Source organism: Lysinibacillus sp. NPDC097868, from assembly GCF_044761135.1.
GTDB lineage: Bacteria > Bacillota > Bacilli > Bacillales_A > Planococcaceae > Lysinibacillus.
This window is the reverse complement of record NZ_JBIWBS010000001.1, coordinates 1,226,427-1,246,641: the sequence shown is the minus strand read 5'-3', so window position 1 is coordinate 1,246,641 and position 20,215 is coordinate 1,226,427. Positions and strand designations below refer to the sequence as shown.

The window sequence follows — 20,215 nt, the reverse complement described above, 5'->3', positions numbered from 1 at the left end:
TTTTCATTTGTTTTAGGATGATTTTAGAATTTTTCTTATATATAATTGAATAAACTAGTAGTTTCTTTGTGTTTTTCAGCATCCTTTTTACAAATTGTTTTCCCTATTGGATTATAAATGAGGGATAATACTAAGACTTTTCACCCGTTTTTAATGTTTTTATAGCTACAAAATAAAATCTCCCATTTCGTTTTTAAAACGAAACAGGAGATTTTTTAATAATGTCTAACATGGTCGTCTTATTTTCGTTCAATCTGATAATCTATACGCAAAAATGGCAGTCCAAAAATGCGCATCGTATGAACAGCAGATAATGTTGTCTCATTTTTAGCACTAATAGTAAATTGCTCGTTTAAAGGCAGTCTAAATACATAGTGTTTCATTGCTAAATATATACCTGCATCCCCACCTTGGGAACTTGTTATATGTAATTCCCCATCTTTTTCATATACATATAAAATACCTATCATTGTTGAAAAAGGAAGAGGTAATGCAATATTCATATACGTTGTTTGAGCTGTCGTATGTTGTGAATATATCGCCACAAAAGTTGTTTGCTCGCCGATTTTACGAATCCATGCGCGTGGGGCATGTCGACCATCCTGTCGTTCATCTACTTTGACAATAACGCCATTCATCTCGACTTGCTTGCTTGTCAAAGGTAAATTAAGCTGCTGCATCCAACGGCTTATACCATGATAAATAAACGCTAGTGGTTTAAACCATTTTCGCCATTGTACGGAAGCAATTAGTCGATAACAGTTCGTTTGTTCATAAAAGTGAGGAATAGCTTTAGGAAGCTTTCGCGTATCTACAAAATTTTGAAGTGCATCGATCAATCCTGCATGTGCATCTCCTGTTGTATGTAATTTTCCCCGTATACGACTTATTGGAAAAGTAAATGGTTGATGGGTAGATTTCGGGACTTCCAAGCCCCATGCGATTACGCCAATTAATCCAAACAGCAAGCAATTCACTAAGCCATGAAATGTTAGCATATCAGGTATACTGACAAGAATTATGCCAGTAAAATTACCAAATGCGTAAAGTAAGGACCATAATATTGTCAAACATAATGAACCATAAGAAATCCGCAACAAGAGACCCTGTCTTCTAGGCAAACTTGTCTTCAACGAAAGTGTAAACAGCCAATAGATAGCACCTATGTAAAGCGCAACTGACACAATTTCAATGATTGTTGAAATTGCAATTCCGAGTGCAACAAGCAGTGGGCCTGTCAGTAAAATCAAAACGACGATATTGTATCCTTTACTTTTATGTATCCTTCCAAACAAGCCAATAGAAATAGCTAATAAACATGCAGAATAATGAAAGTGGATTGCAGTTAACCACGTAATTAACGGCGAAAATCCTGTATCAATCTCTGCAATATAAGCAAAAAACCACAGTCCTCCAATAAATATATATATGAGCCCAATATCTATAGCGATTTCAGCTATACTCGTAAAACCACGCTGTAAAAATCTTGTCAATCCTTGTAATGCAATAAAGGCTGTATAAAGAACATACACAACAGCTAAGTAAATTGCTAACTCACTATTAGCCAACCAATGTAATAGTGTTACAGCAAGCATCATTATAATCATAATTACATGACCTTTTTTAGTGAAAGTTACAACTATTTTTAGCATAGCAGGGACTAGTACAAGTTGTGCAAATGTAAGCAAAATCAAATAATCAGGTTGCTTACTAAATAGGTAGCAGATGATTATGAGTACCCACCCAATTAACAACACAGGACTAAAGAGATTTTTGCGTAAATTCGCCAGCATACATCATTAACCTCCCTAAAAGTGGATTATGTATATATACATGAATTGTAAAAACATTTCTGCTATCATCGAAGCCTTCCTCGACAATAACATGCCCTTCTAACATTTTAGGAATTTTACATTCAAGTTTAGACATCACAAAACGTTGAGCGCCAGACCGTATAACTAATTTCCCCTCACTCGTTACAGAAAACAATAAGTCAGAATAGAAAAGAGCTGGTGAGCCCAAATAATCCTTTACAACTTTTTTGACTGGATCTACCGTCATCCTTGCATCAAAATGCCTTGTTTTTTTAGTCATAAAAAAAGTTCGTTCCCATTTTACTTCTAGTTCTCCATTGGGCAATTGGCGACAAGTATTGCTTATTGTAAATGGGATATGCTTTCCGGATTCGGGAAATAAAAACTTAAACTTTGCAGCAATCATATAAAAAGGACGCATCCATTTTGCACCTGATTCTATGCTATGCATAACACCTTTTGCGAAAAAAGTTTGATTTAATGCTAATGCATAGCGTTGTTGCAGTTTCGGATGAAGTCTTTTAAAATCTTCTCCTAATAATGTCTGATAAATGGTCATCCTTTTTCCCCTCGCTTTCGTTTACAACTTTTCGCACTAGGTAAATCTTTACTCAGAATAAACCCAACAATGGATAGTACCCATAATGCTCCATTAAAGGTCACTGGGTTAAATGGAGCCATAGCAATATTTGTATTTACAAGTACTGCGCCGAGCGTTAATAATGGAAACAAAATAATTTGTATCCGAAAGAGCATCCGCTTCCCTCTAGGTAATAACCAGCAAAGTGCAAAAATCATTTCTGCAATACCCATACAAAAAACTAGAAAAGTCTCATTATTTAGATTGGCGTCACTTCTCGTTGTTGCGGCACCATTCAGAATGGTAAGTAATTCCTTTACCATCATTACTTCTTCAGGATGCTGAACCATCACTTTTGGCACTAGACCATGGTACAGCCAAACAATGCAAAAGAATATACTAATAAGCATTATTAAAAAGAAGCGAACATATTGGGTACTTGGTTTTTCTCCCTTCTCTAACCATCTTTTCAATACGTCAAAGCTGAGTGCTGTTGCCCACCCCATTAGTGGACGAAACGCAAAATCAAATAGTTTACCAAGTTTTCCAAAGCGCACCTCATAATCATATTGCGTTAAAAATGTTACGCCTTGATCTTTAGGGATGTACTTCCAGTATCCCTTTCCCTCTGCGATTGGCGATATTTTCTGGGGAGTCCCAAAGTGCAAAGAGGAAATTTTTGTGCCATCTTTTTTCATTTGCTCCCCTTTGCTTTCTCCCCAACCACTTACTGTTAAACCAGGCATAACCTTCGTTTCATAGGTAAAGCGTTGTGGTTCATTTAGAATCTTTTTATCTTCATATGTAATTTTAGTAAAACGCAAATCCCACTGCTCATGGAGCCTCGGATTTTGAGTATATTTCCATGCATCTTCAATTGATGCTTGCATATCCACCTCAACGTAAATCGGCTTTTTCTTCATTCCATTCTCTCCTCAAGATGATTTAACTATAACTCTTTTTCTTTCACAACTTCGTACGTATTCAACGTTTCAATTTAGAATCTCGAAACTAGCGAATACATTTTATACTATATTTAACATTATAACAGTGAATTTCCGATGATTAACCCCGTCATTCAATAAAAAAACAGCTCCCATAATGAGAGCTGTTCACAGTGAAGATAAAAGCATCCTAATGCAGTAGGTGTCGCGAGTAAGTGCCAGGCACTCATGATTGCGACGACTCCTACTCTGAACACACATTACAGTTAGTGTGCTAAGTGGAAAGCATGCGCCCAAAGCGAAAATCAACGGCAGTTTGTTTTACCATTATTTATTTAATATTATTGGCATTTAACCTACTATGCACCGACAAATAATACAGCCTGCCCTATTGCAATAAAAAAAGCTTCGTGCTGAATCGGGCTAGTTTCTTCAATTTGAAGCGTAATGTCAAAATGTGTTTCTTGATAAACTGCTTGCCAGCGTGCAATCGGCTGTTCATTCAATGTAAATACTGACCAGTCCTCCATTTCCTTATTCAGCATTATTTTTTGTTGACCATCTGTTATGATTAAATCAGGAATCATGATTTGCCAGCCATCATAGGCAATCATATAATCTTTGCCTGTTAAAATATCCTTCCCTTTAAAATGAACACGCCCCCGACGGGATATTTTTTTACATGTAAAAAGACGTTGCCCATCCACTGTGCTTACATCAAATTGTACAAAATACCGATAATCCATCATACGGTCAAAAACCTTTTTTAGACCATTGGAGTAAATCCGTTGTACGTTTGAAGATACATTCCCTTCCTCATTCACTATTTCTACTAACTCTGTCGATTCAATCGATGCGGGTTGCTTATATGTAAAAGTTCTCAATACGTTCGCTCCTTCAATCTCTGTTGCTTCTTTTAAGCTAACACAAAATAAGCGTCAAATACAATTTACCTGATGTATTTGACGCACAAATTTAAAGCAATATAGAAAGTACTTATTTATCCAGTTTAAATGTAATATCGCCTACGCCAATTTCAGAGTTTATGTCTAGTATAACGTCTGCTTGTTCATATGCTTCATTGACATAAATCCCTTTCCCTTTAGCAATAAAGCCCTCAAGATTGATGGAGCCAATTCCTTTTTCAGTTGTTATTTTTACGCCGACTTTTGAAGGTAAAATAACTGTAGTTTGACCTACACCCGTTTCAATATTTGTTTCAAAGCTTTCTTTCCAATCACCACCTAAATCAACGTATAGATCTCCTACACCCGTTTCAATATCTAAGTTTTCAAGCTTTAGACCTCTTAAATCCAACCTTGCTTTTGATGCACCTGTCTCCACCGAAAGATCCATCGGTATATTTTCATTCAGTTCGATATCCCAAACGTTTTTTATATTGCCAATTCTAACTTTAGTAGATCCTTTATGCTCAATGACCAAATCACCGGTTTTCCCGCGTTGTTTGTAATGTACTTTTGGCGCTAGTTTTTTTATGTTATATTGAGCGCTTCCTTCCATCCATTCCGTTGCACCTTTTGCAACTGTCATTTCACCGACACCAAGATTAATTTCTACATCTAACTTCTTTGCATCATCCTTTTTAACCGAAAAAGTATCTTCTTTTTCTTTCTCGGGAACAAAAGAAGAACAACCAATTAAAACTATCAACGAAGCGCTAATCATTAAAGCAAAGCTTAAAATTTTTTTCACTTTTATTTCCTCCCACTATATATTCTTCCATTAAATCCATTTTATCTGAATTAGGATTATATGGAAACGACCTTTAGCTTTAACTTCGACTAAGACCTAAGACGTAGCCATATGCTTTTTCATTCCCATCCATCTATATGCTGGTACTTGCAAAAATTGAACCCTTCATCATGTCACTTTTGCAGTGTTCAAGAAGAAGGGTTCAGTAAATGTTTAGCTAATCACTGTCTGGCTCAATATAAATGTCTATTTGTTCATATAAATCGCCAACAGTACCGTTTTGGTGAACAGCTCGTATTGTGATGGCTGATAAATCGACATTCGAGTGGTAAGGTACTGCAACTAGTTGCGCACGATTAGTATTTACAGCCAATTCAATCTGTTCGTCATTCATGTTGATGATTAACTTCTTAATGGTATTTTGCTTAACAAGCGGAATTACAATATATTGAATCTCCGGTACCGCCATAACTTGCATTGTGTCGTCCGAGGTCAAAAAAAAGTGATACAATTTATAACCTTTACTATCATGTTTGAAAAAAGCAATGCCTTGCATATTAGGTGTAGAAAAATAACTCATACGATATTGTTTGATAGTAATCGTGTCAAACAGACGTAATTCATCGGTATTTCCTATAGGCCATACCCCTGATTGCAAAGTATTCACGATATCGGCTTCATTTGCTACATAATAGCGATAGCTAATGCGTTCAGACATATTGCCAACAATTGTTATCATAATGATTGCACAAAGCAATACCCACCATAGCCACTTTTTACGTAGCGCAAAGAGTGCAAAGCAACCTGAAATAGCAATCGCTACTACGCCAGCCATCATCCAAGGTTGCTGGAAAACTGTATAGTCTTTTTCCTGACCAGATTTTTCGGAGTACAATACAGAGCCAGATATTACAGGCGGCGTATCGGGTGACATTTGTTCGATTTTAAATAAAAGCACATCAAGTCCTATAAACAGAATTACTGTTAAGAATACCGTTAATAAAACAGGGGTTAGGGAGCGTTTTCTTTGCTGATGGATTTTTCGAAAGGTTTTTGTTTGATTGTCCATTGAAAACGTACCTTCTTTATAGACAGTATTCATTGCATGACGAATCTGATCCATATTCAAATCCCTCCTCCTGTAGTGTCAGGCCAATTATTTGACGTGCCCTTCTTAACCTTGTCTTGACTGTATTCTCTTTCATTTTTAACGTTTCAGCAACTTCATTTAACGATAAACCTGCAAAGTGGAATAATAATAAGACATCCTTGTATTTTGTAGGTAGCTTTTCAATGGCAGCAACTATCATACGATCGGACTCATTTGCAAGCACTTGAATAACTGGATTCACTTCATTTCCAGTTAATTTATTCCAATAATCAATTGCTTGTATTTTTTTATAACGCCAACTAGATAAATAATTATGACAATGATTAATCGCTATACGATATAAATACGTTTTTACAGATGCTTCTTCACGAAACTGGTCCATTTTTTCATAATATTTTACAAATGTATCTTGCACTAAATCTTCGGCTACTGCCCAGTTTTGTACATAGGTAAAGCACACACGCACTAAGTAATCGCCATACTGTGTCATCGCTTTTGATAAGCAAGCATCCTTCTGCGCTTTCATCATTTTGCTCGCCCCCCATCCATTAGCCTCGTGATTGCCAATTGTGCAAACCATGTAACTTACGCAATGATTTCGCACCCCACAGAAAAACATTTCCATTTTTCAACAAATGTAGAGTGCACACAATTTGTAGTTAGACAATCAGACAATGGAAAAAGTTTCATGAAAAAATAAATATTTTCTCATGAAACTTTACATGTTTTATAAGCTTAGCTCATCTTTTTCTAAAAGCAGCTTTTGCTGTAGGTTTCTGTATATGCCTTGTTTTTGCATAAGTTGCTGATGGTTTCCTTGCTCAACAATTTCGCCTTGTTGAATAACCAATATTTGATCGGCGTTTTCAATGGTTTTCAGACGGTGTGCAATAACAAAGCTAGTGCGGCCACGCATTAAATGTTGTAATCCTTTTTGAATATCGACCTCTGTTTGCGTATCTACGCTAGATGTCGCTTCATCCAATATTAAAATATCAGCATTTTCTAAAATGGCACGAGCAATAGCTATCAGCTGTCGTTGCCCTTGACTTAAATTAGCTCCACCCGCCTGTACAGCTGTATCATATTGCGCTGGTAAGTATTTTATAAAATTATGCGCATTTGCAATTTTAGCCGCTTCCTCTACCTCTGCATCCGAAGCATCTAGCTTACCAAAGCGAATATTTTCGCGAATAGTACCTGTGAATAAATAAGTGTCTTGTAACACAACACCAACGCGTTTACGAATCGTTGCCATTTTATAATCCTCGATATTATGACCATCAATAAGAATCTCACCTGCATCCACATCATAAAAACGTGTTAGTAGGTTAATAATCGTCGTTTTCCCTGAGCCAGTTGGACCAACAAGTGCAATTGTATCTCCTGCCTTAGCATGGAAATTTATATTTTTTAGTATTGGCTGATTTGCCAAATAGCTAAAGGAAACATGTTGAAATACGACTTCCCCTTTTAAGCTTTGACTATCAATTGCATGCTTTTTATCCGCTACTTCCGATGGTTCGTCTAAAATTTCAAATACTCGTTCTGCCCCAGCAATCGCTGATTGGAACGTATTCAATAAATTCGATAGCTGATTCAGCGGACGGAAAAATTGACGAGTGTATGTGACAAATGCCGCGATTATCCCGACGGTCACTACACCTTTTACCGCTAAAAAAGCCCCAGTACCGATTACAACTGCTAGCCCTAAGTTATTCATAAAGTTGTTGATTGGTCCTAATAAGCCTGAAGTAATTTCTGCGCGCTGTGCTGAGTCGCGTAGGTTGTTATTTTGTTTACGGAAAGATTCAATCGTTTGCTGTTCCTTACCGAAAAGTGTAAGTACCTCCGCTCCCGTAATCATTTCTTCAATCGTTCCATTCAATTTCCCTAAATCACGTTGACGAGCCGCATAGTTTTTACTACTACGTTTGACAATTTGCTTTGTTGTGAAAACAATTAACGGAATAATAATTAGTGTCACAATGGCTAACTGCCAGCTAAGTGAGAACATCGCAATGCTAACACCGATTACTGTTAAAATCGACGATACGATTTGAGTCACACTCTGCGCTAATGCTGTATTTAAGTTATCAATGTCATTCGTTACACGGCTCATTAAATCACCAAGTGCGCGTTGATCGAAAAATTTCAGTGTTAATGTTTGAAGTTTTTTAAATAGGTCAAGGCGTAATGTACGTATTGTCTTCATCGCTACTTGAATCATGACATATGTTTGTAGCCAAGTAAAAATCGATGCTACCGTAAAAATACAGGCTAGCACAATGCCCAGTCGAATCGTACCGGCGACCTGCTTTTTCATAATATAATCATCAACAATATGTCCGATTAAATAAGGTCCTGCCAAGCTTAAAAATGTAGAGGCGATAACAAAAAATATCGAAAAGAACAGCCCTACTTTTTGTTGTCTGACATACTGCCATACACGTAATATTGTGGTTTTTTGGTTTTTTGCCTTTTCAGCAGGTCCACCCATACGTGGCCCACGTCCAAAATTCATTTGCTTCGGTTGATTTTGACTCATTGTTGTTCACCAGCCTTTTGCTGTGAAGCGTAGATTGCTTGGTAAGGTTGGTTACTTTGTAATAACTGTTGATGCGTACCTTGACCAACAATTTCGCCATCCTCTATCACTAAAATAAGATCTGCCTGTTGTATGGAAGTAATTTTCGACGCGACGATAAATGTTGTCGTTTCTTGAAAATGTTCGCTAATTGCCTGCTGCACATGCTTTTCAGATGCGCTATCGAGGGCCGAGGTTGTATCGTCTAAAACTAGTATTGCTGGCTGTCTTACAAATGCCCGTGTAAGTGCCAATCGTTGCTTTTGGCCACCAGATAGATTCGTTGCACCCTGTGATAGCTCATGCGCTAGTCCTTGTTCAAGCATATCAACAAACTCAGACGCACAGGCTGCATCCAGTGCCTGCTGTAATTCCTCATTTGTCGCTTCTTCCTTACCAAGGCGTATATTTTTTTCAATTGGTCCAGAAAAAAGTAAGGCTTTCTGAGAGGTAAAGCCGATATGTTCACGTAGCGTATTCAATGCATATTGATTGAGCGGCTTGCCATCCAGCAAAATAGTACCACTAGTCGGATCAAAAAGACGTGGTAATAGCTTAACAAGTGTCGATTTACCACTACCCGTTTTACCAATTAGCCCTACGGTTTGACCCGCCTTTACAGAAAATGTAATATTTTTCAGCACATCTTCTGACGTTTCATAATAACGGTAGCTCACATTTTGAAAGTCAATTGTTCCTTGAATTGACGAAGTAATCGGCTGTGCTACTTCTTGCACCGCTACTTCCTTGTTGAGAACGTCGACAATACGCTCTCCTGATGGAAGAGCACGAGCAATTTGCATTAAGACCATACTAGAAGACATAAGCCCATTTAAAATAATCGTTAAATAGTTAATAAAAGCAAGTATTACACCGACTTGCAACGTGCCTGCTTCAACTTTAATTGCCCCAAGCCAAAGTGCAGCAACAATTCCGAGGTTCACTACAAACATCGTAAACGGTACGAGTACACCTACAATTTGTTCTGCTGTAATAAAACGTTTCGTAAGTGTGTCATTAATGCCCGCGAACTGCTCTACTTGATGCTTTTCCCGACGAAAAGCCTTTACTACACGAATACCTGCTAAATTCTCCTGTAGTTTTGTGTTAACACCGTCAATTGCCTCTTGTACTTTACGATATAAAACACCTGAATACTTAGTGAAAAAATACATTGCGATGATTAAAATCGGCACAATAACGAGCAAAATTGAAAATAACTCGCGAGCCGTCACAAACACGATGACAACCGCACCAATAAATAATAACGGTCCTCGTACAAAAATACGTAGCGTCATCATAAACGCTCGTTGGATGCTTTCCACATCACTTGTTAAAATCGTAATTAGCTTTCCAGTAGTAAACGCATCCCTTTCCTTTGCCGAATACGTCATCATCTTCTCATATAATGACTGACGTACATCAGAGGCAAAGTGAATGGCTGCCTTGGAGCTATAAATTGAGCATCCAAGCCCCCCTACTAATCCAAGAACGGCACTCATAAGCATGAATATAAACATTTTAAATACATACGGATTGTCATTATTCGCAATTCCCGTATCAATCATATGTTGCATAATGGTTGGCTGGATTAAATCCATCGTTACCTCAAGCACCATTAAAATTGGTGCAATCAGCGTAAAAAATTTATAGGGCCCTAAAAAGCGCCCTAACTGTCTAACTGCCTGCATTCTTTCGTCTCCGTTCCTTGTAAATCACATTCGATATTCATTATAACTGAAAATCATTCCTAAGTACCAGGCACTCAAACAATTCTGAATTTAATAGCTCTCTGCTAGTAAATTTCTCGAGAAAATTGAAAACAAATAACAAATTAATTTCATCCTCAATATTATTTCTCAGTTAATATTCAGTTCATAAATTTAATGTATTATCCGTTTATGAACATTTTTCTAAAATGATAGCTAGAACAGAAAAGTCATTTGCTATGAAAATGCATTACAAAGCAACATTTAAGAAGACGTAAGTAAGGAGGAATAATTTTGAAAGAAATGAACAACAGAGAAGGAATATTGCGCAATCCAGAATGGGCCATCGAAGCAAAGGGTTTAGTTAAAAATTTTGGTGATCATCGTGCTGTTGACAGTGTAGATTTAAACGTACGCGCTGGCAGTATATACGGTGTGCTTGGGCCAAATGGCGCAGGCAAAACAACAACAATTCGAATGCTTGCAACCCTTTTACGAGCGGATGCTGGTTCAACACGTATCTTCGGCTATGATGTGGTGAAGGAACCACATATTGTTCGTCAATTGATTGGGGTGACAGGTCAATATGCTTCAGTAGATGAGTCACTTAGTGCTACAGAAAATTTAATTATCTTCTCTCGACTACTTGGGCTAGGGCGAGCTGATGCACGGAAAAAAGCTGCGGAACTGTTAGAAGAATTTGGTTTAACAGATGCTGCAAAACGTCCGCTGAAAAATTTCTCTGGGGGTATGCGCCGCAGATTAGATTTAGCAGCAAGTCTCATTGCTCAGCCTCCATTAATTTTCTTGGATGAACCGACTACTGGATTAGATCCACGAACACGTAATCAAATGTGGGATACCATTCGTCGATTGGTAGATATGGGCTCAACCGTACTTTTAACAACCCAGTACCTTCAAGAAGCCGATGAACTTGCGGACAGAATAGCTGTTATTGATCATGGTCGAGTAGTTGCTGAAGGAACGGTCGATGAACTAAAAGCGTCAGTCGGTACTTCATCACTGCATTTAAGCATTCAAAATCCAAACGATATTAGTGATGCTTGTCAAATAATTGAACATGTACTAAAAGTTCCTTCAACGATGACTTCTAATATCGGAAAGATAACCGCTCCAATGACGAATGCGGACCTCGTTACAGATTTACTTATTGCGCTCAGACAAAAAGGAATCTTATTAGACGAAATGAGTGTGCAAAAGCCAACATTAGATGAGGTATTTCTAACGATTACTGGCCATGGTGTAGAGGACAATGCTTTTTCAGAGGCTAATGAGGTAGGAGATGCAAAACGATGAAAAATTCAATGATAAAACAACAGAGCGGACGCCAGCTACCCAACAGAACGAGCTTACGCCAATCAATAAATAATTCATTAACAATGGCTTATCGCGGCATTTTGAAAATCAGACGCACACCTGAGCAATTGTTTGATGTAACACTACAGCCTATTATATTCACCTTAATGTTCACGTATATTTTTGGTGGTGCCATCTCTGGTGACGTTCAAAGTTATTTACCGGTTATTATTCCCGGCATTCTAGTTCAAACGGTTATTACGACCTCAATTGTTACTGGTGTTCAGTTACGAGAAGATATGGATAAAGGGGTTTTTGACAGGTTTAAATCTTTACCGATTGCACGTATAGCACCGTTGGCTGGTGCGTTATTAGCTGATACAATTCGATATACAATCGCAACTGTCTTAACCTTTTCAATGGGTTATATTATGGGATACCGTCCAGAAGGTGGTTTAGGTTTTGTTGTGCTAGCCGGTCTTCTTGTCATTGTTTGTGCTTGGGCTATGAGTTGGATTTTTGCCTTCTTTGGTGTAATTGCACGAACGGCTTCAAGTGTACAGGGGATTTCAATGCTCGTATTGTTTCCGCTGACGTTTCTGTCGAACGCTTTTGTACCAGCTGAAACATTACCAAACTTCTTGCAATGGTTTGTGAAGATCAATCCTATATCGCATCTAGTCACTGCAGTTAGGGAACTAACTAATGATGGAACAGTCGGTTGGGATTTAAGTGCGTCCCTTATCGGTGCTGCGGTTATTGTAGCAATTTTCGCACCAATAACAGTCCGTGCTTATATGCGCAGAACTTAAGAATTTTTCAATAATAGTATACTCTAACAGGCTACTGTAGCGTAAAAATCCACTGCGCTTTACGCGAAGCACATTGTATACCGCAACCATCGCTACTGTGCGGGTTGCGGCTTTACATTTTGTGCTTACCTGCTGGAGAATTCGTCGATTTAAACTTACAAATTAAAACTAACCTACTTCAAGTTTTCAAAATTGTTTGGGTGACTGGCACTTCTCAAAATTTCGGGTAAACAATTTTTGCGCCAGTTGCTCTTTTCCTGGATTGATACCTAATAATATAACTGCACAAGGCCCTGCTGATTTTTCGATATCCAACGAACTTTTTACTTGGTAATGCCCAAAAAGACGTGAAAATTCTGCATGTAGTCCTTGCGACCCTACCGGCCAAACTTGTTGCACAATTTCTTCACGCCATGCACGAAATATTGGCTGGAGCTGAGCAACATCCTCGGGTTGTTCAAGCACTTCTATGCCTACGAGTGGTAGACCATATGTGTACCAACTCAGATTATCACGATCAAACGGTAATCTTTTTTGTACTTCACCTAGCATTGTAATCGATAATCCAGATTGCAATGTTGGCATGTTGGATTCAGAACTACCCTCTATTGGAGGACAGATCAGCCCTACTTCTTCAAAAACTTGTCCTATTCCTGCGACATATCGTGTCCATGATGCATCACCCGAAAAGTTAGCGAGAATTATATGCATTGGTATCGCTCCAGCTGCAAGCTGCTCTAAAAAAGTAACACGCGCTGTTAAATATGCTGTTAACTTATCTGGGGCAAATACGACATCTTGTGATTTTTCACCAATCGCTGCTGCATTGTCGGTTGTGGCAATAAGTTCCCCTACTTTTACTGCATTTCTCAATTCACGCGCCCCTCCTTACGGACAAACACTTTCGAGAGAATCGGCATTACAACAGCGACAATAATAAGATTGATAACTGCTGCCATAAAAATACTAGCTAATGAACCCCAAAAAAACGCTGGGCTTATAATGAAATAAAAAGGGATTGGTGCTATGACACCATTTAGTATAAGTGCTACTGGCCATTTCCAAAAATGCATGCCTCTTTTATGCATTACACCAAATATCCACACGACAATAAACATTTCAATAGCAATAATAATATGCAAGGGTCCAAATGGAAAACCAGAAGTCATTGCTGTAATGACATGTCCGATTAACCCCGCTACTCCTGCTAAAACAGGTGATAAGAACACAACACTTAAAAATGCTGGTGCTGAGTCTAATGCCGCCGTTGATACAAATGACGGGATTTTAATGACTGCACCAACAGCACAAATCGCCGCCACCATGGCAGTTAGTGTTATACTCATTAATTTTTGTCGATCCATTCTATTTCCCCTTTTCTTAAAATAGTGAATACCCCTCTCGGGAATTGTATCTAATCTCTATTGATTATTTGATACGTTCTGCAATGCCATACCAAATACGGTCAACTTGTTTTGCTTCTGCAAATAACGCCTGATACAAACGACCACAAGTGTCACGCAATAGCCGTGTCTGTTTTTCCATTGGCACCACACCACGTCCCATATCGGTTACAATAATATACAATTGACAGCCTTCTTCAAGAATTTTAAGGTTCGTCAAAATATTTTTGACAATTACTTCATCTTCCTCAAGATTTTGCTTTATCAGCCAGTGTTCAAGATTTTTAATAATTAGCGCATCACATGCAGGTGCTACCTCTGGAATAACCCCATTCATCACTGCTACTTCCTGCTCCTCAAGCAATTGTGTCACATAGGCGGTTTTTCCGTTATAGGCCCCTCCGATAAAGACATGCATCTTGCTCCCTCCTTCCAAGCAGTTTCGGAAAATGTTAACGTAAATACCCGATCATGTGGTACTTGATACGACCAAAAAGACATTTGTTGTGGCGCAAATGCTACAAGTAACGCTCGTACAACTCCACCGTGCACAACGAGATAATACTCTTGTTCATCTTTTGGCAATGCTAAAAATCCAGCAATCACCCGATCACAAAACAACTCAAAATGTTCTCCGTTTGGTGGTGATATACTAGTCGGGTCATCTAGCCAAGTACAGTAACGTATGTCTGACTTTAATTCATCATATGTTTTACATTCAAAATCACCAAAATTAGACTCCCGAAATCTTGCATCTGCAATATAGTTAGCATGTGGAAAATAACGAGAAGCCGTTTCTTGACACCGACGTAAATCACTGCCATATACCTTTTTTACAGCTTCATTAAGTATAGGAAGCGTTGTAGCATTTGCTAATGGAGAATCTGTCCAGCCAATATAACGCTTTTCCAAATTTTCTATAGTTGGTGCATGTCTCATTAAGCGAACAGTAACAATGTCACCCATAGCACAACCTCCATTCCTTCAATTGATGCTCCAAGCAAGTCACCTGATACACCGCCAAAATTGCGCACTGTAAATTGACGAAACAATAAAAAGGCAGTGACAAGAACAGCAATGAGCACGAATGGCAAACTTGAAAAGCCTATTGTAAAAAATACACAACAACTTGCAAATACAAGCGTCATTATCATTAAACTGGCTAATACACGATGGTTCAGTTGTGATTTAAAAAAATAGGCTAAACCTTTTTCCTTTGAACACTTTAAAGATAGAAAATAGAAGCTCATCCCTACACGTGTCAATAAAGGTATAAAAACGAGCATCCACAATGATAGTTTGTTCTGTACAAAAAGCTCATGAAGCACAACGAATTTTCCTAACACTAGAAATAAGACAGACAAAACACCAAATGCTCCTACCCGAGGGTCATCCAAGATTTCAAGACGCTTTTCACGATCTCGATACGAAAAATAGGCATCTCCCATATCGATAAAGCCGTCTAAATGTAAGCCCCCTGTAAAAAATGCGAACAGTCCGACAATCAAAAATGTTAATAAAACATCACTACTAGATGTCCATTCTGTTAAACTAAAGATTGTCGCTGCAACGACAGCTCCCATAAGCGCTCCAATCCATGGTAAAAACGCGAACATTCCGGTAACTGTTTTTTTAGATAGAGGAATTTCTTTATGTACAGGCAAAACCGTAAAAAATTGAAATGCGAGCAATATGCTATGCCAAATAGTTTTCATTGCCTTGCCTTCTTTCTTTTAAGTTATCTTCAATTTTCTTACAACAAATTAATATGGACATTTCTTAACTAAGTTATTTGCTGCTCGTATAATAACAAATCACTTATTTCCATTTCTTTACGATACCATAATTTATCTCATATGCCTCATGTGCGACAGAAACGAACCATTGATGTAAGCTACCGAGCTTTTGACGGTACAATTCGACCTCTTCGTTATCATATGGAGGCTCATCAAAAAGTTCATTGGAAACGACAAAAAGCGTCACCTTTTTGTCAAGTAACGTTTGCACTGAACTTTTCATAATTCTCAGCTTTTCTTCTACACAACCAGGCTTTTCCACACAAGGTGTGCCACGATCAAACCCCTCATAAAAGGCATTTGTCAGCCAAGTCGTTACACAGTCCCAAAGTACGACATCGCCATCGACGAACTTATTGAAAACATTCTGTATTTCATATGGTGCTTCGATCGTATGCCACGCAATCGCATGTTTTAGTCGATCAGACTGGTGTCGAGCTATCCGTTTTTCCATTTCAACGTCCATTGCAACACCAGAAGCTATATAAATAAGTCGCTTATCCAATAAATTATTATTTTGGTAGTGCAAAACAGCTGCTTTTTCGGCAAAGTGAGACTTTCCACTGCGGACACCACCTGAAATAAAAATTAGCGGCACTGCTCTCACCTCTCTATTGTAAATGTTGTGTGCTACCAATTACCTTGATATGCCAACTTTCTTCTAATCGGTCTACGATTGTTACACTAGTTCCTTCAATGTACGGTGCTGACCATAGCTGATCAATACCACGACCTAATATTGCATTTATAATGCATTTAATCGTAACAGCATGTGACACAACTAAAATATGTTCATGTGGATAGATTTTCGCAATATTTTTTAACGTATACATGGCACGTTCTGTCACTGCACCAAAGCTTTCGGTATGCGTCGCGACGAATTGTGCTGGATAATTCGTATACAGCTCATAGTCAAATCGATTTGTTTCCAGAATATCCTCAACAGTTTGCCCTTGCCAATTTCCTAAAAAAATCTCACGTAAATCGTCCTCGTAGTAAATCGCAAGCTTTCGCCCCGCTGCTAAATAGCGCGCTGTTTCTTTCGCACGGTCACTGGTGCTACTATAAGCAACTGCAAACGGAATATCTTTTAATTGTTCTGCAAGTTTTTGGGCATGCAAAATGCCCATTTCCGACAAAGGTGAGTCTAACCACCCTTGTAATCGATGCTCTTTATTCCATACTGTTTCCCCATGTCGAACTAGATAAAAAGTCGTCACTTTTCTCACCCCTTATTTGCTTTAAACCACGCTTGTAAACAGTTTTGTAAATAGGTCATCGCCGTTACATCCTTTATTCCGATGCGGAACCATGCTCCATTTAACCCCATAAAGTTTTTTGTATGACGCAGGACAACTCCCTCTGCTAAACAATAGCTAAAAAATGTATCTGCTTGCATATTTTTCGGCAATGAAAAACAAACATAATTCGTAACACTATTCGTCACCAAGCATCCATTTTCTATTAAAAACTGCTGTAACCATTCCCTTTGTTTCGCTGCATAACTAATTGCTTGTTGACAGTATTCATGCTCGTCCAAACAACCTGATCCAATAACGAGCGCAAACGCATTGAGATTCCAATGAGATAGCATTGCTTTCAACTCACAAATAATAGTTTTATTCGCTATTAAATAACCTAGTCTTAATCCAGGTATTGCATACATTTTCGTCATAGATCGAACAACAATTACATGTGCATTATTAGCAACATAGTCAATTAACGAATGTGTTTCACTGACCCAGTCGATAAATGCTTCATCAAAAACGACTTCACAATTTACTTCCGCTCCAACAGCTATCAAGCCTAGCAGTTCCTCTTTCTTTGGCAATACACCTGTTGGATTATTAGGTGTACAAATATATAATGCATCTGCAGTGACCATTTCTTGATAAAGAAGCTCCATCGGTAATGTATATTGAACAAAGTCCTCGACAACAATCGACACGACGTCCGCCCCTGCTGCTTTTAATGTTCTTTCGTATTCAGAAAATGTCGGATGCACGACAAGTACACGCTTATTTGCATAGCGTCTTGCTAAAACACTAAATAACTCTGATGCTCCATTACCTAAAACGATAGAATCTTTTTCAATGTGATGAAATTGAGCCACCTTTGTTAAAAAAGGCTCTCCATCAGGATCTGGATAACGCTGAATTAATGGATAAAATGTGCGCCAACGTGCCTCAACAAATGTAGGCGGCCCTGCAGCATTTACGTTTTCACTAAAATCATAAACTTCTGTAGGCATAGTTAGCCCGAGCTGATGATAGACATTTTGCGGATTTGCTCCATGATTAGGTAATTGCAAAAATTAACACCTCCATTGCTAACATAACGAGCGTAAAGAGTAATGTAGCTACACGCATATGAATAATAGAAGTTGCAATATGCTCCTTCGTTAACGGTACTAATTTTTCACCCATTGTCGCTCTGTATGATGCAACTCCTTGATATGTATTTTTTCCACCTAGTTGAACCCCTAGCTGGACCGCTGTTGCTGCTTCTAAATAACCACTGTTTGGACTCGGATGTTTTTTTGCATCCTGTGCCCAATGTCTTAATCGTTTGCCAAGCGTCACAGATGTTTCATTTTTTGTTCCAAGAACCATTAATAATCCTGTTAAACGACTTGGAATAAAATTCAATACATCATCAAGTTTTGCTGCAAACATACCAAAATCTTTGTATTTTTCATTTTTATAGCCAATCATGGAGTCCAATGTATTTACAGCCTTATAACCCCATAAGCCAATGGCACCAAATAAAAATGCATAAAAGAGCGGCGCAGTTACGCCATCACTTGTATTTTCAGACACAGTTTCTACGACGCCACGAACAATTTCATCCTCATCAAGTTGCTCGGTATCTCGTCCTACAATCCACGATAACTTCACACGTGCTTGTGCAAAATCGCCCTTTACGAGTGGTTCATAAACAGCTAATGCTGCTTCCTTTAAGCTGCGTTGAGCCAAGCCAATACCTATTAATAATCCCTCTACTAGAATACCAAACACTATGCTCACTTGATAGCTGAGTATTAAAATAACCGTTACGACAAACATCGTCGTACCCACTACAGCAAGCGCCATGACCATGCCACGTACCTTTCGCAAATTGCCCTTATTCCACAATGCGGTTTGCGCTTGAATAAGCTTACCTATCCAACGTACAGGATGGGGCATTTTTGGAGGATCCCCGACAACTAAATCAAATAGTATGCCAATAATACAGGCGATCACTAGTGGTATCATAAAGGATTCGCCTCCTTCTCTTTTTTATACTTTTGAATGGCCTCTCGCATCGTTTCATAAACACCATGGCCAATAATTTTCCCTAACATTGTAATAGGGCCAGCATATTGATGGAAATCGCCCTCTTCTGTAGATGCAATTAACAAACTATCGGTTGACGTACCAGTTGCTTGCGTACCCGTTGTAGGGTCCGTAATATTTTCATCTATAAGTGCCTTAACTTTTGCCTCTGTTGTTGAAATCATTGCTTGAAACAATGCCTCATCAGATAGTTTTCCATTAATCAGTACCCAAGTGTTAATGGTTCCTGCGTGATACTGCTCTTGTCGATGAAATGCACGCGTAATATCGACTGCATTACCTAGGCCCGCTGTAATCATTACGACAAGATGAATACTCTCATATGTAAATTCTCGTATCGTTGCAAAACGTGCATTAACTGCTGTCATCATCGCAACGGTATTAGTAATAGGATAGCCCTCTAATTGCAAAAAACTTTGTAACTCTTGATGTGGTTTTCGTTCATCGTAAGTTATCGGCACTGAGCGATTTAGCAGATGCGTATAAAAGCCAAAGCCTGGATTATGCATTGCAGAGGATACGACTTTCATCGGAGTTGCTGTTTGAATCGCAACATACTGATCCATTATTTTAATATCGACTTTACGTACTATCGTCATTTACTCATCTCCTAAAATATATTATGCAATAGGTCGATTATCCACATCTACGCCTATATGTAGTGGCCCGAAGTTTCTATAATACGGGAAAACCCTTTCTACGAATAGAGACAAATAAAAAAACAAATTCTTACTAAGAAGAATTTGTACTGTTCATTCTTTAATTATGAATACACTGCAAATTTGAACCTTCTGAATTTTTCGTATAGTACAGAATAACAACTTCATCGTACTGAAATTATTTATTTTCTTTGAAATTGTATCATAACTTTGTATTTTGCAACATTCATTTTCTTGATATTTTTCTTATTGCTTTTGTTTTAAATTTTTAAATCGAATAATTGATCCGGCAATAATAAAGACCCAACCAATGCCGACAAATACAACTTTCATTGATTTCGTTGATGCTGGTAATATGTCCATAATTGTTAAACAGACAAATAAAATCCCTATAACAGACAAAATCATCCCCATTGAAAAACTTTTCAAAATTAT

22 protein-coding genes are annotated in these 20,215 nt (G+C 38.2%); 2 read left to right on the top strand and 20 right to left on the bottom strand.

The genetic code is table 11. The features are described from left to right. Positions 1-239: 239 nt before the first annotated feature. The 9 genes from ACIQXJ_RS05980 to ACIQXJ_RS05940 form a co-directional block, all read right to left on the bottom strand. Positions 240-1,793, bottom strand: a complete 1,554-nt coding sequence (locus tag ACIQXJ_RS05980; protein ID WP_403050832.1) for a YndJ family protein — start codon at positions 1,791-1,793, stop codon at positions 240-242. Continuing rightward, on the bottom strand, positions 1,762-2,373 hold the full coding sequence (locus ACIQXJ_RS05975; protein WP_403050829.1) for a DUF4166 domain-containing protein: 612 nt from the start codon (positions 2,371-2,373) through the stop codon (positions 1,762-1,764). The genes ACIQXJ_RS05980 and ACIQXJ_RS05975 overlap by 32 nt, the downstream gene beginning before the upstream one ends. Further along, positions 2,370-3,317 carry a DoxX-like family protein gene (locus tag ACIQXJ_RS05970; protein WP_403050826.1) on the bottom strand — a complete coding sequence of 316 codons (948 nt, stop codon included), beginning with the start codon at positions 3,315-3,317 and terminating at the stop codon, positions 2,370-2,372. Before ACIQXJ_RS05970 ends, ACIQXJ_RS05975 begins: the two co-directional genes overlap by 4 nt. 380 nt (positions 3,318-3,697) lie before the next feature. Beyond that, positions 3,698-4,222, bottom strand: a complete 525-nt coding sequence (locus ACIQXJ_RS05965; protein WP_403050823.1) for a tubby C-terminal domain-like protein — start codon at positions 4,220-4,222, stop codon at positions 3,698-3,700. Between the two features lie 112 nt (positions 4,223-4,334). Continuing rightward, positions 4,335-5,051 (bottom strand): toast rack family protein, encoded by a 717-nt coding sequence (locus ACIQXJ_RS05960; protein ID WP_403050820.1) that lies wholly within the window; start codon positions 5,049-5,051, stop codon positions 4,335-4,337. 217 nt (positions 5,052-5,268) lie between these two features. Beyond that, on the bottom strand, positions 5,269-6,174 hold the full coding sequence (locus tag ACIQXJ_RS05955) for a hypothetical protein (RefSeq protein WP_403050817.1): 906 nt from the start codon (positions 6,172-6,174) through the stop codon (positions 5,269-5,271). Next, positions 6,137-6,691, bottom strand: coding sequence for a sigma-70 family RNA polymerase sigma factor (locus ACIQXJ_RS05950; protein ID WP_403050814.1), 555 nt, complete (start codon positions 6,689-6,691; stop codon positions 6,137-6,139). The genes ACIQXJ_RS05955 and ACIQXJ_RS05950 overlap by 38 nt, the downstream gene beginning before the upstream one ends. Positions 6,692-6,889: 198 nt before the next feature. Continuing rightward, complete coding sequence (locus ACIQXJ_RS05945) at positions 6,890-8,710, bottom strand: ABC transporter ATP-binding protein (protein WP_403050811.1); 1,821 nt, start codon at positions 8,708-8,710, stop codon at positions 6,890-6,892. Further along, positions 8,707-10,440: an ABC transporter ATP-binding protein gene (locus tag ACIQXJ_RS05940; protein WP_403050809.1), complete on the bottom strand. Its 1,734-nt coding sequence runs from the start codon at positions 10,438-10,440 to the stop codon at positions 8,707-8,709. The genes ACIQXJ_RS05945 and ACIQXJ_RS05940 overlap by 4 nt, the downstream gene beginning before the upstream one ends. Before the next feature lie 321 nt (positions 10,441-10,761). Between ACIQXJ_RS05940 and ACIQXJ_RS05935 the strand changes: the two genes are divergently transcribed. Together ACIQXJ_RS05935 and ACIQXJ_RS05930 are read left to right on the top strand one after the other, a co-directional pair. Then, positions 10,762-11,775: an ATP-binding cassette domain-containing protein gene (locus ACIQXJ_RS05935; protein ID WP_403054845.1), complete on the top strand. Its 1,014-nt coding sequence runs from the start codon at positions 10,762-10,764 to the stop codon at positions 11,773-11,775. Then, a complete protein-coding gene (locus ACIQXJ_RS05930) occupies positions 11,772-12,587 on the top strand; it encodes an ABC transporter permease (RefSeq protein WP_403050806.1) in 816 nt (271 codons plus the stop codon). The genes ACIQXJ_RS05935 and ACIQXJ_RS05930 overlap by 4 nt, the downstream gene beginning before the upstream one ends. 186 nt (positions 12,588-12,773) lie before the next feature. On the opposite strand, the gene ACIQXJ_RS05925 is transcribed toward ACIQXJ_RS05930, so the two are convergent. The 11 genes from ACIQXJ_RS05925 to ACIQXJ_RS05875 all read right to left on the bottom strand — a co-directional run bounded on the left by ACIQXJ_RS05925 (position 12,774) and on the right by ACIQXJ_RS05875 (position 20,209). Next, complete coding sequence (locus tag ACIQXJ_RS05925) at positions 12,774-13,460, bottom strand: hypothetical protein (RefSeq protein ID WP_403050803.1); 687 nt, start codon at positions 13,458-13,460, stop codon at positions 12,774-12,776. Then, the gene (locus ACIQXJ_RS05920; RefSeq protein WP_403050800.1) at positions 13,457-13,951 is read right to left on the bottom strand and encodes an ECF transporter S component; all 495 of its coding nucleotides are present in this window, start codon (positions 13,949-13,951) and stop codon (positions 13,457-13,459) included. Before ACIQXJ_RS05920 ends, ACIQXJ_RS05925 begins: the two co-directional genes overlap by 4 nt. Before the next feature lie 64 nt (positions 13,952-14,015). Continuing rightward, a complete protein-coding gene (locus ACIQXJ_RS05915) occupies positions 14,016-14,408 on the bottom strand; it encodes a bifunctional adenosylcobinamide kinase/adenosylcobinamide-phosphate guanylyltransferase (RefSeq protein WP_403050797.1) in 393 nt (130 codons plus the stop codon). Continuing rightward, a complete protein-coding gene (locus tag ACIQXJ_RS05910) occupies positions 14,360-14,956 on the bottom strand; it encodes a histidine phosphatase family protein (RefSeq protein ID WP_403050794.1) in 597 nt (198 codons plus the stop codon). Before ACIQXJ_RS05910 ends, ACIQXJ_RS05915 begins: the two co-directional genes overlap by 49 nt. Further along, entirely contained in the window at positions 14,929-15,705 is a 777-nt protein-coding gene (cobS, locus tag ACIQXJ_RS05905; protein ID WP_403050791.1) for an adenosylcobinamide-GDP ribazoletransferase, read from the bottom strand. Before cobS ends, ACIQXJ_RS05910 begins: the two co-directional genes overlap by 28 nt. 103 nt (positions 15,706-15,808) lie before the next feature. Then, entirely contained in the window at positions 15,809-16,384 is a 576-nt protein-coding gene (locus tag ACIQXJ_RS05900) for a bifunctional adenosylcobinamide kinase/adenosylcobinamide-phosphate guanylyltransferase (RefSeq protein WP_403050788.1), read from the bottom strand. A gap of 13 nt (positions 16,385-16,397) precedes the next feature. Next, positions 16,398-17,006, bottom strand: coding sequence for a histidine phosphatase family protein (locus ACIQXJ_RS05895; RefSeq protein ID WP_403050785.1), 609 nt, complete (start codon positions 17,004-17,006; stop codon positions 16,398-16,400). A 5-nt stretch (positions 17,007-17,011) separates the two neighbouring features. Next, on the bottom strand, positions 17,012-18,097 hold the full coding sequence (locus ACIQXJ_RS05890) for a pyridoxal phosphate-dependent aminotransferase (protein WP_403050782.1): 1,086 nt from the start codon (positions 18,095-18,097) through the stop codon (positions 17,012-17,014). Further along, positions 18,084-19,040, bottom strand: a complete 957-nt coding sequence (cbiB, locus tag ACIQXJ_RS05885; protein WP_403050779.1) for an adenosylcobinamide-phosphate synthase CbiB — start codon at positions 19,038-19,040, stop codon at positions 18,084-18,086. Before cbiB ends, ACIQXJ_RS05890 begins: the two co-directional genes overlap by 14 nt. Continuing rightward, positions 19,037-19,720: an adenosylcobinamide amidohydrolase gene (locus ACIQXJ_RS05880; protein WP_403050776.1), complete on the bottom strand. Its 684-nt coding sequence runs from the start codon at positions 19,718-19,720 to the stop codon at positions 19,037-19,039. The genes cbiB and ACIQXJ_RS05880 overlap by 4 nt, the downstream gene beginning before the upstream one ends. Before the next feature lie 306 nt (positions 19,721-20,026). After that, entirely contained in the window at positions 20,027-20,209 is a 183-nt protein-coding gene (locus tag ACIQXJ_RS05875) for a hypothetical protein (RefSeq protein ID WP_172771863.1), read from the bottom strand. Positions 20,210-20,215: the final 6 nt, after the last annotated feature.

Coding starts and splice junctions, on each gene's coding strand:
- ACIQXJ_RS05955 (WP_403050817.1), bottom strand. CDS start 6,174: ATGGATCAGATTCGTCATGCAATGAATACTGTCTATAAAGAAGGTACG.
- ACIQXJ_RS05940 (WP_403050809.1), bottom strand. CDS start 10,440: ATGCAGGCAGTTAGACAGTTAGGGCGCTTTTTAGGGCCCTATAAATTT.
- ACIQXJ_RS05975 (WP_403050829.1), bottom strand. CDS start 2,373: ATGACCATTTATCAGACATTATTAGGAGAAGATTTTAAAAGACTTCAT.
- ACIQXJ_RS05880 (WP_403050776.1), bottom strand. CDS start 19,720: ATGACGATAGTACGTAAAGTCGATATTAAAATAATGGATCAGTATGTT.
- ACIQXJ_RS05935 (WP_403054845.1), top strand. CDS start 10,762: ATGAACAACAGAGAAGGAATATTGCGCAATCCAGAATGGGCCATCGAA.
- ACIQXJ_RS05915 (WP_403050797.1), bottom strand. CDS start 14,408: ATGCATGTCTTTATCGGAGGGGCCTATAACGGAAAAACCGCCTATGTG.
- cobS (WP_403050791.1), bottom strand. CDS start 15,705: ATGAAAACTATTTGGCATAGCATATTGCTCGCATTTCAATTTTTTACG.
- ACIQXJ_RS05945 (WP_403050811.1), bottom strand. CDS start 8,710: ATGAGTCAAAATCAACCGAAGCAAATGAATTTTGGACGTGGGCCACGT.
- ACIQXJ_RS05970 (WP_403050826.1), bottom strand. CDS start 3,317: ATGAAGAAAAAGCCGATTTACGTTGAGGTGGATATGCAAGCATCAATT.
- ACIQXJ_RS05930 (WP_403050806.1), top strand. CDS start 11,772: ATGAAAAATTCAATGATAAAACAACAGAGCGGACGCCAGCTACCCAAC.
- ACIQXJ_RS05980 (WP_403050832.1), bottom strand. CDS start 1,793: ATGCTGGCGAATTTACGCAAAAATCTCTTTAGTCCTGTGTTGTTAATT.
- ACIQXJ_RS05950 (WP_403050814.1), bottom strand. CDS start 6,691: ATGATGAAAGCGCAGAAGGATGCTTGCTTATCAAAAGCGATGACACAG.
- ACIQXJ_RS05920 (WP_403050800.1), bottom strand. CDS start 13,951: ATGGATCGACAAAAATTAATGAGTATAACACTAACTGCCATGGTGGCG.
- ACIQXJ_RS05910 (WP_403050794.1), bottom strand. CDS start 14,956: ATGGGTGACATTGTTACTGTTCGCTTAATGAGACATGCACCAACTATA.
- cbiB (WP_403050779.1), bottom strand. CDS start 19,040: ATGATACCACTAGTGATCGCCTGTATTATTGGCATACTATTTGATTTA.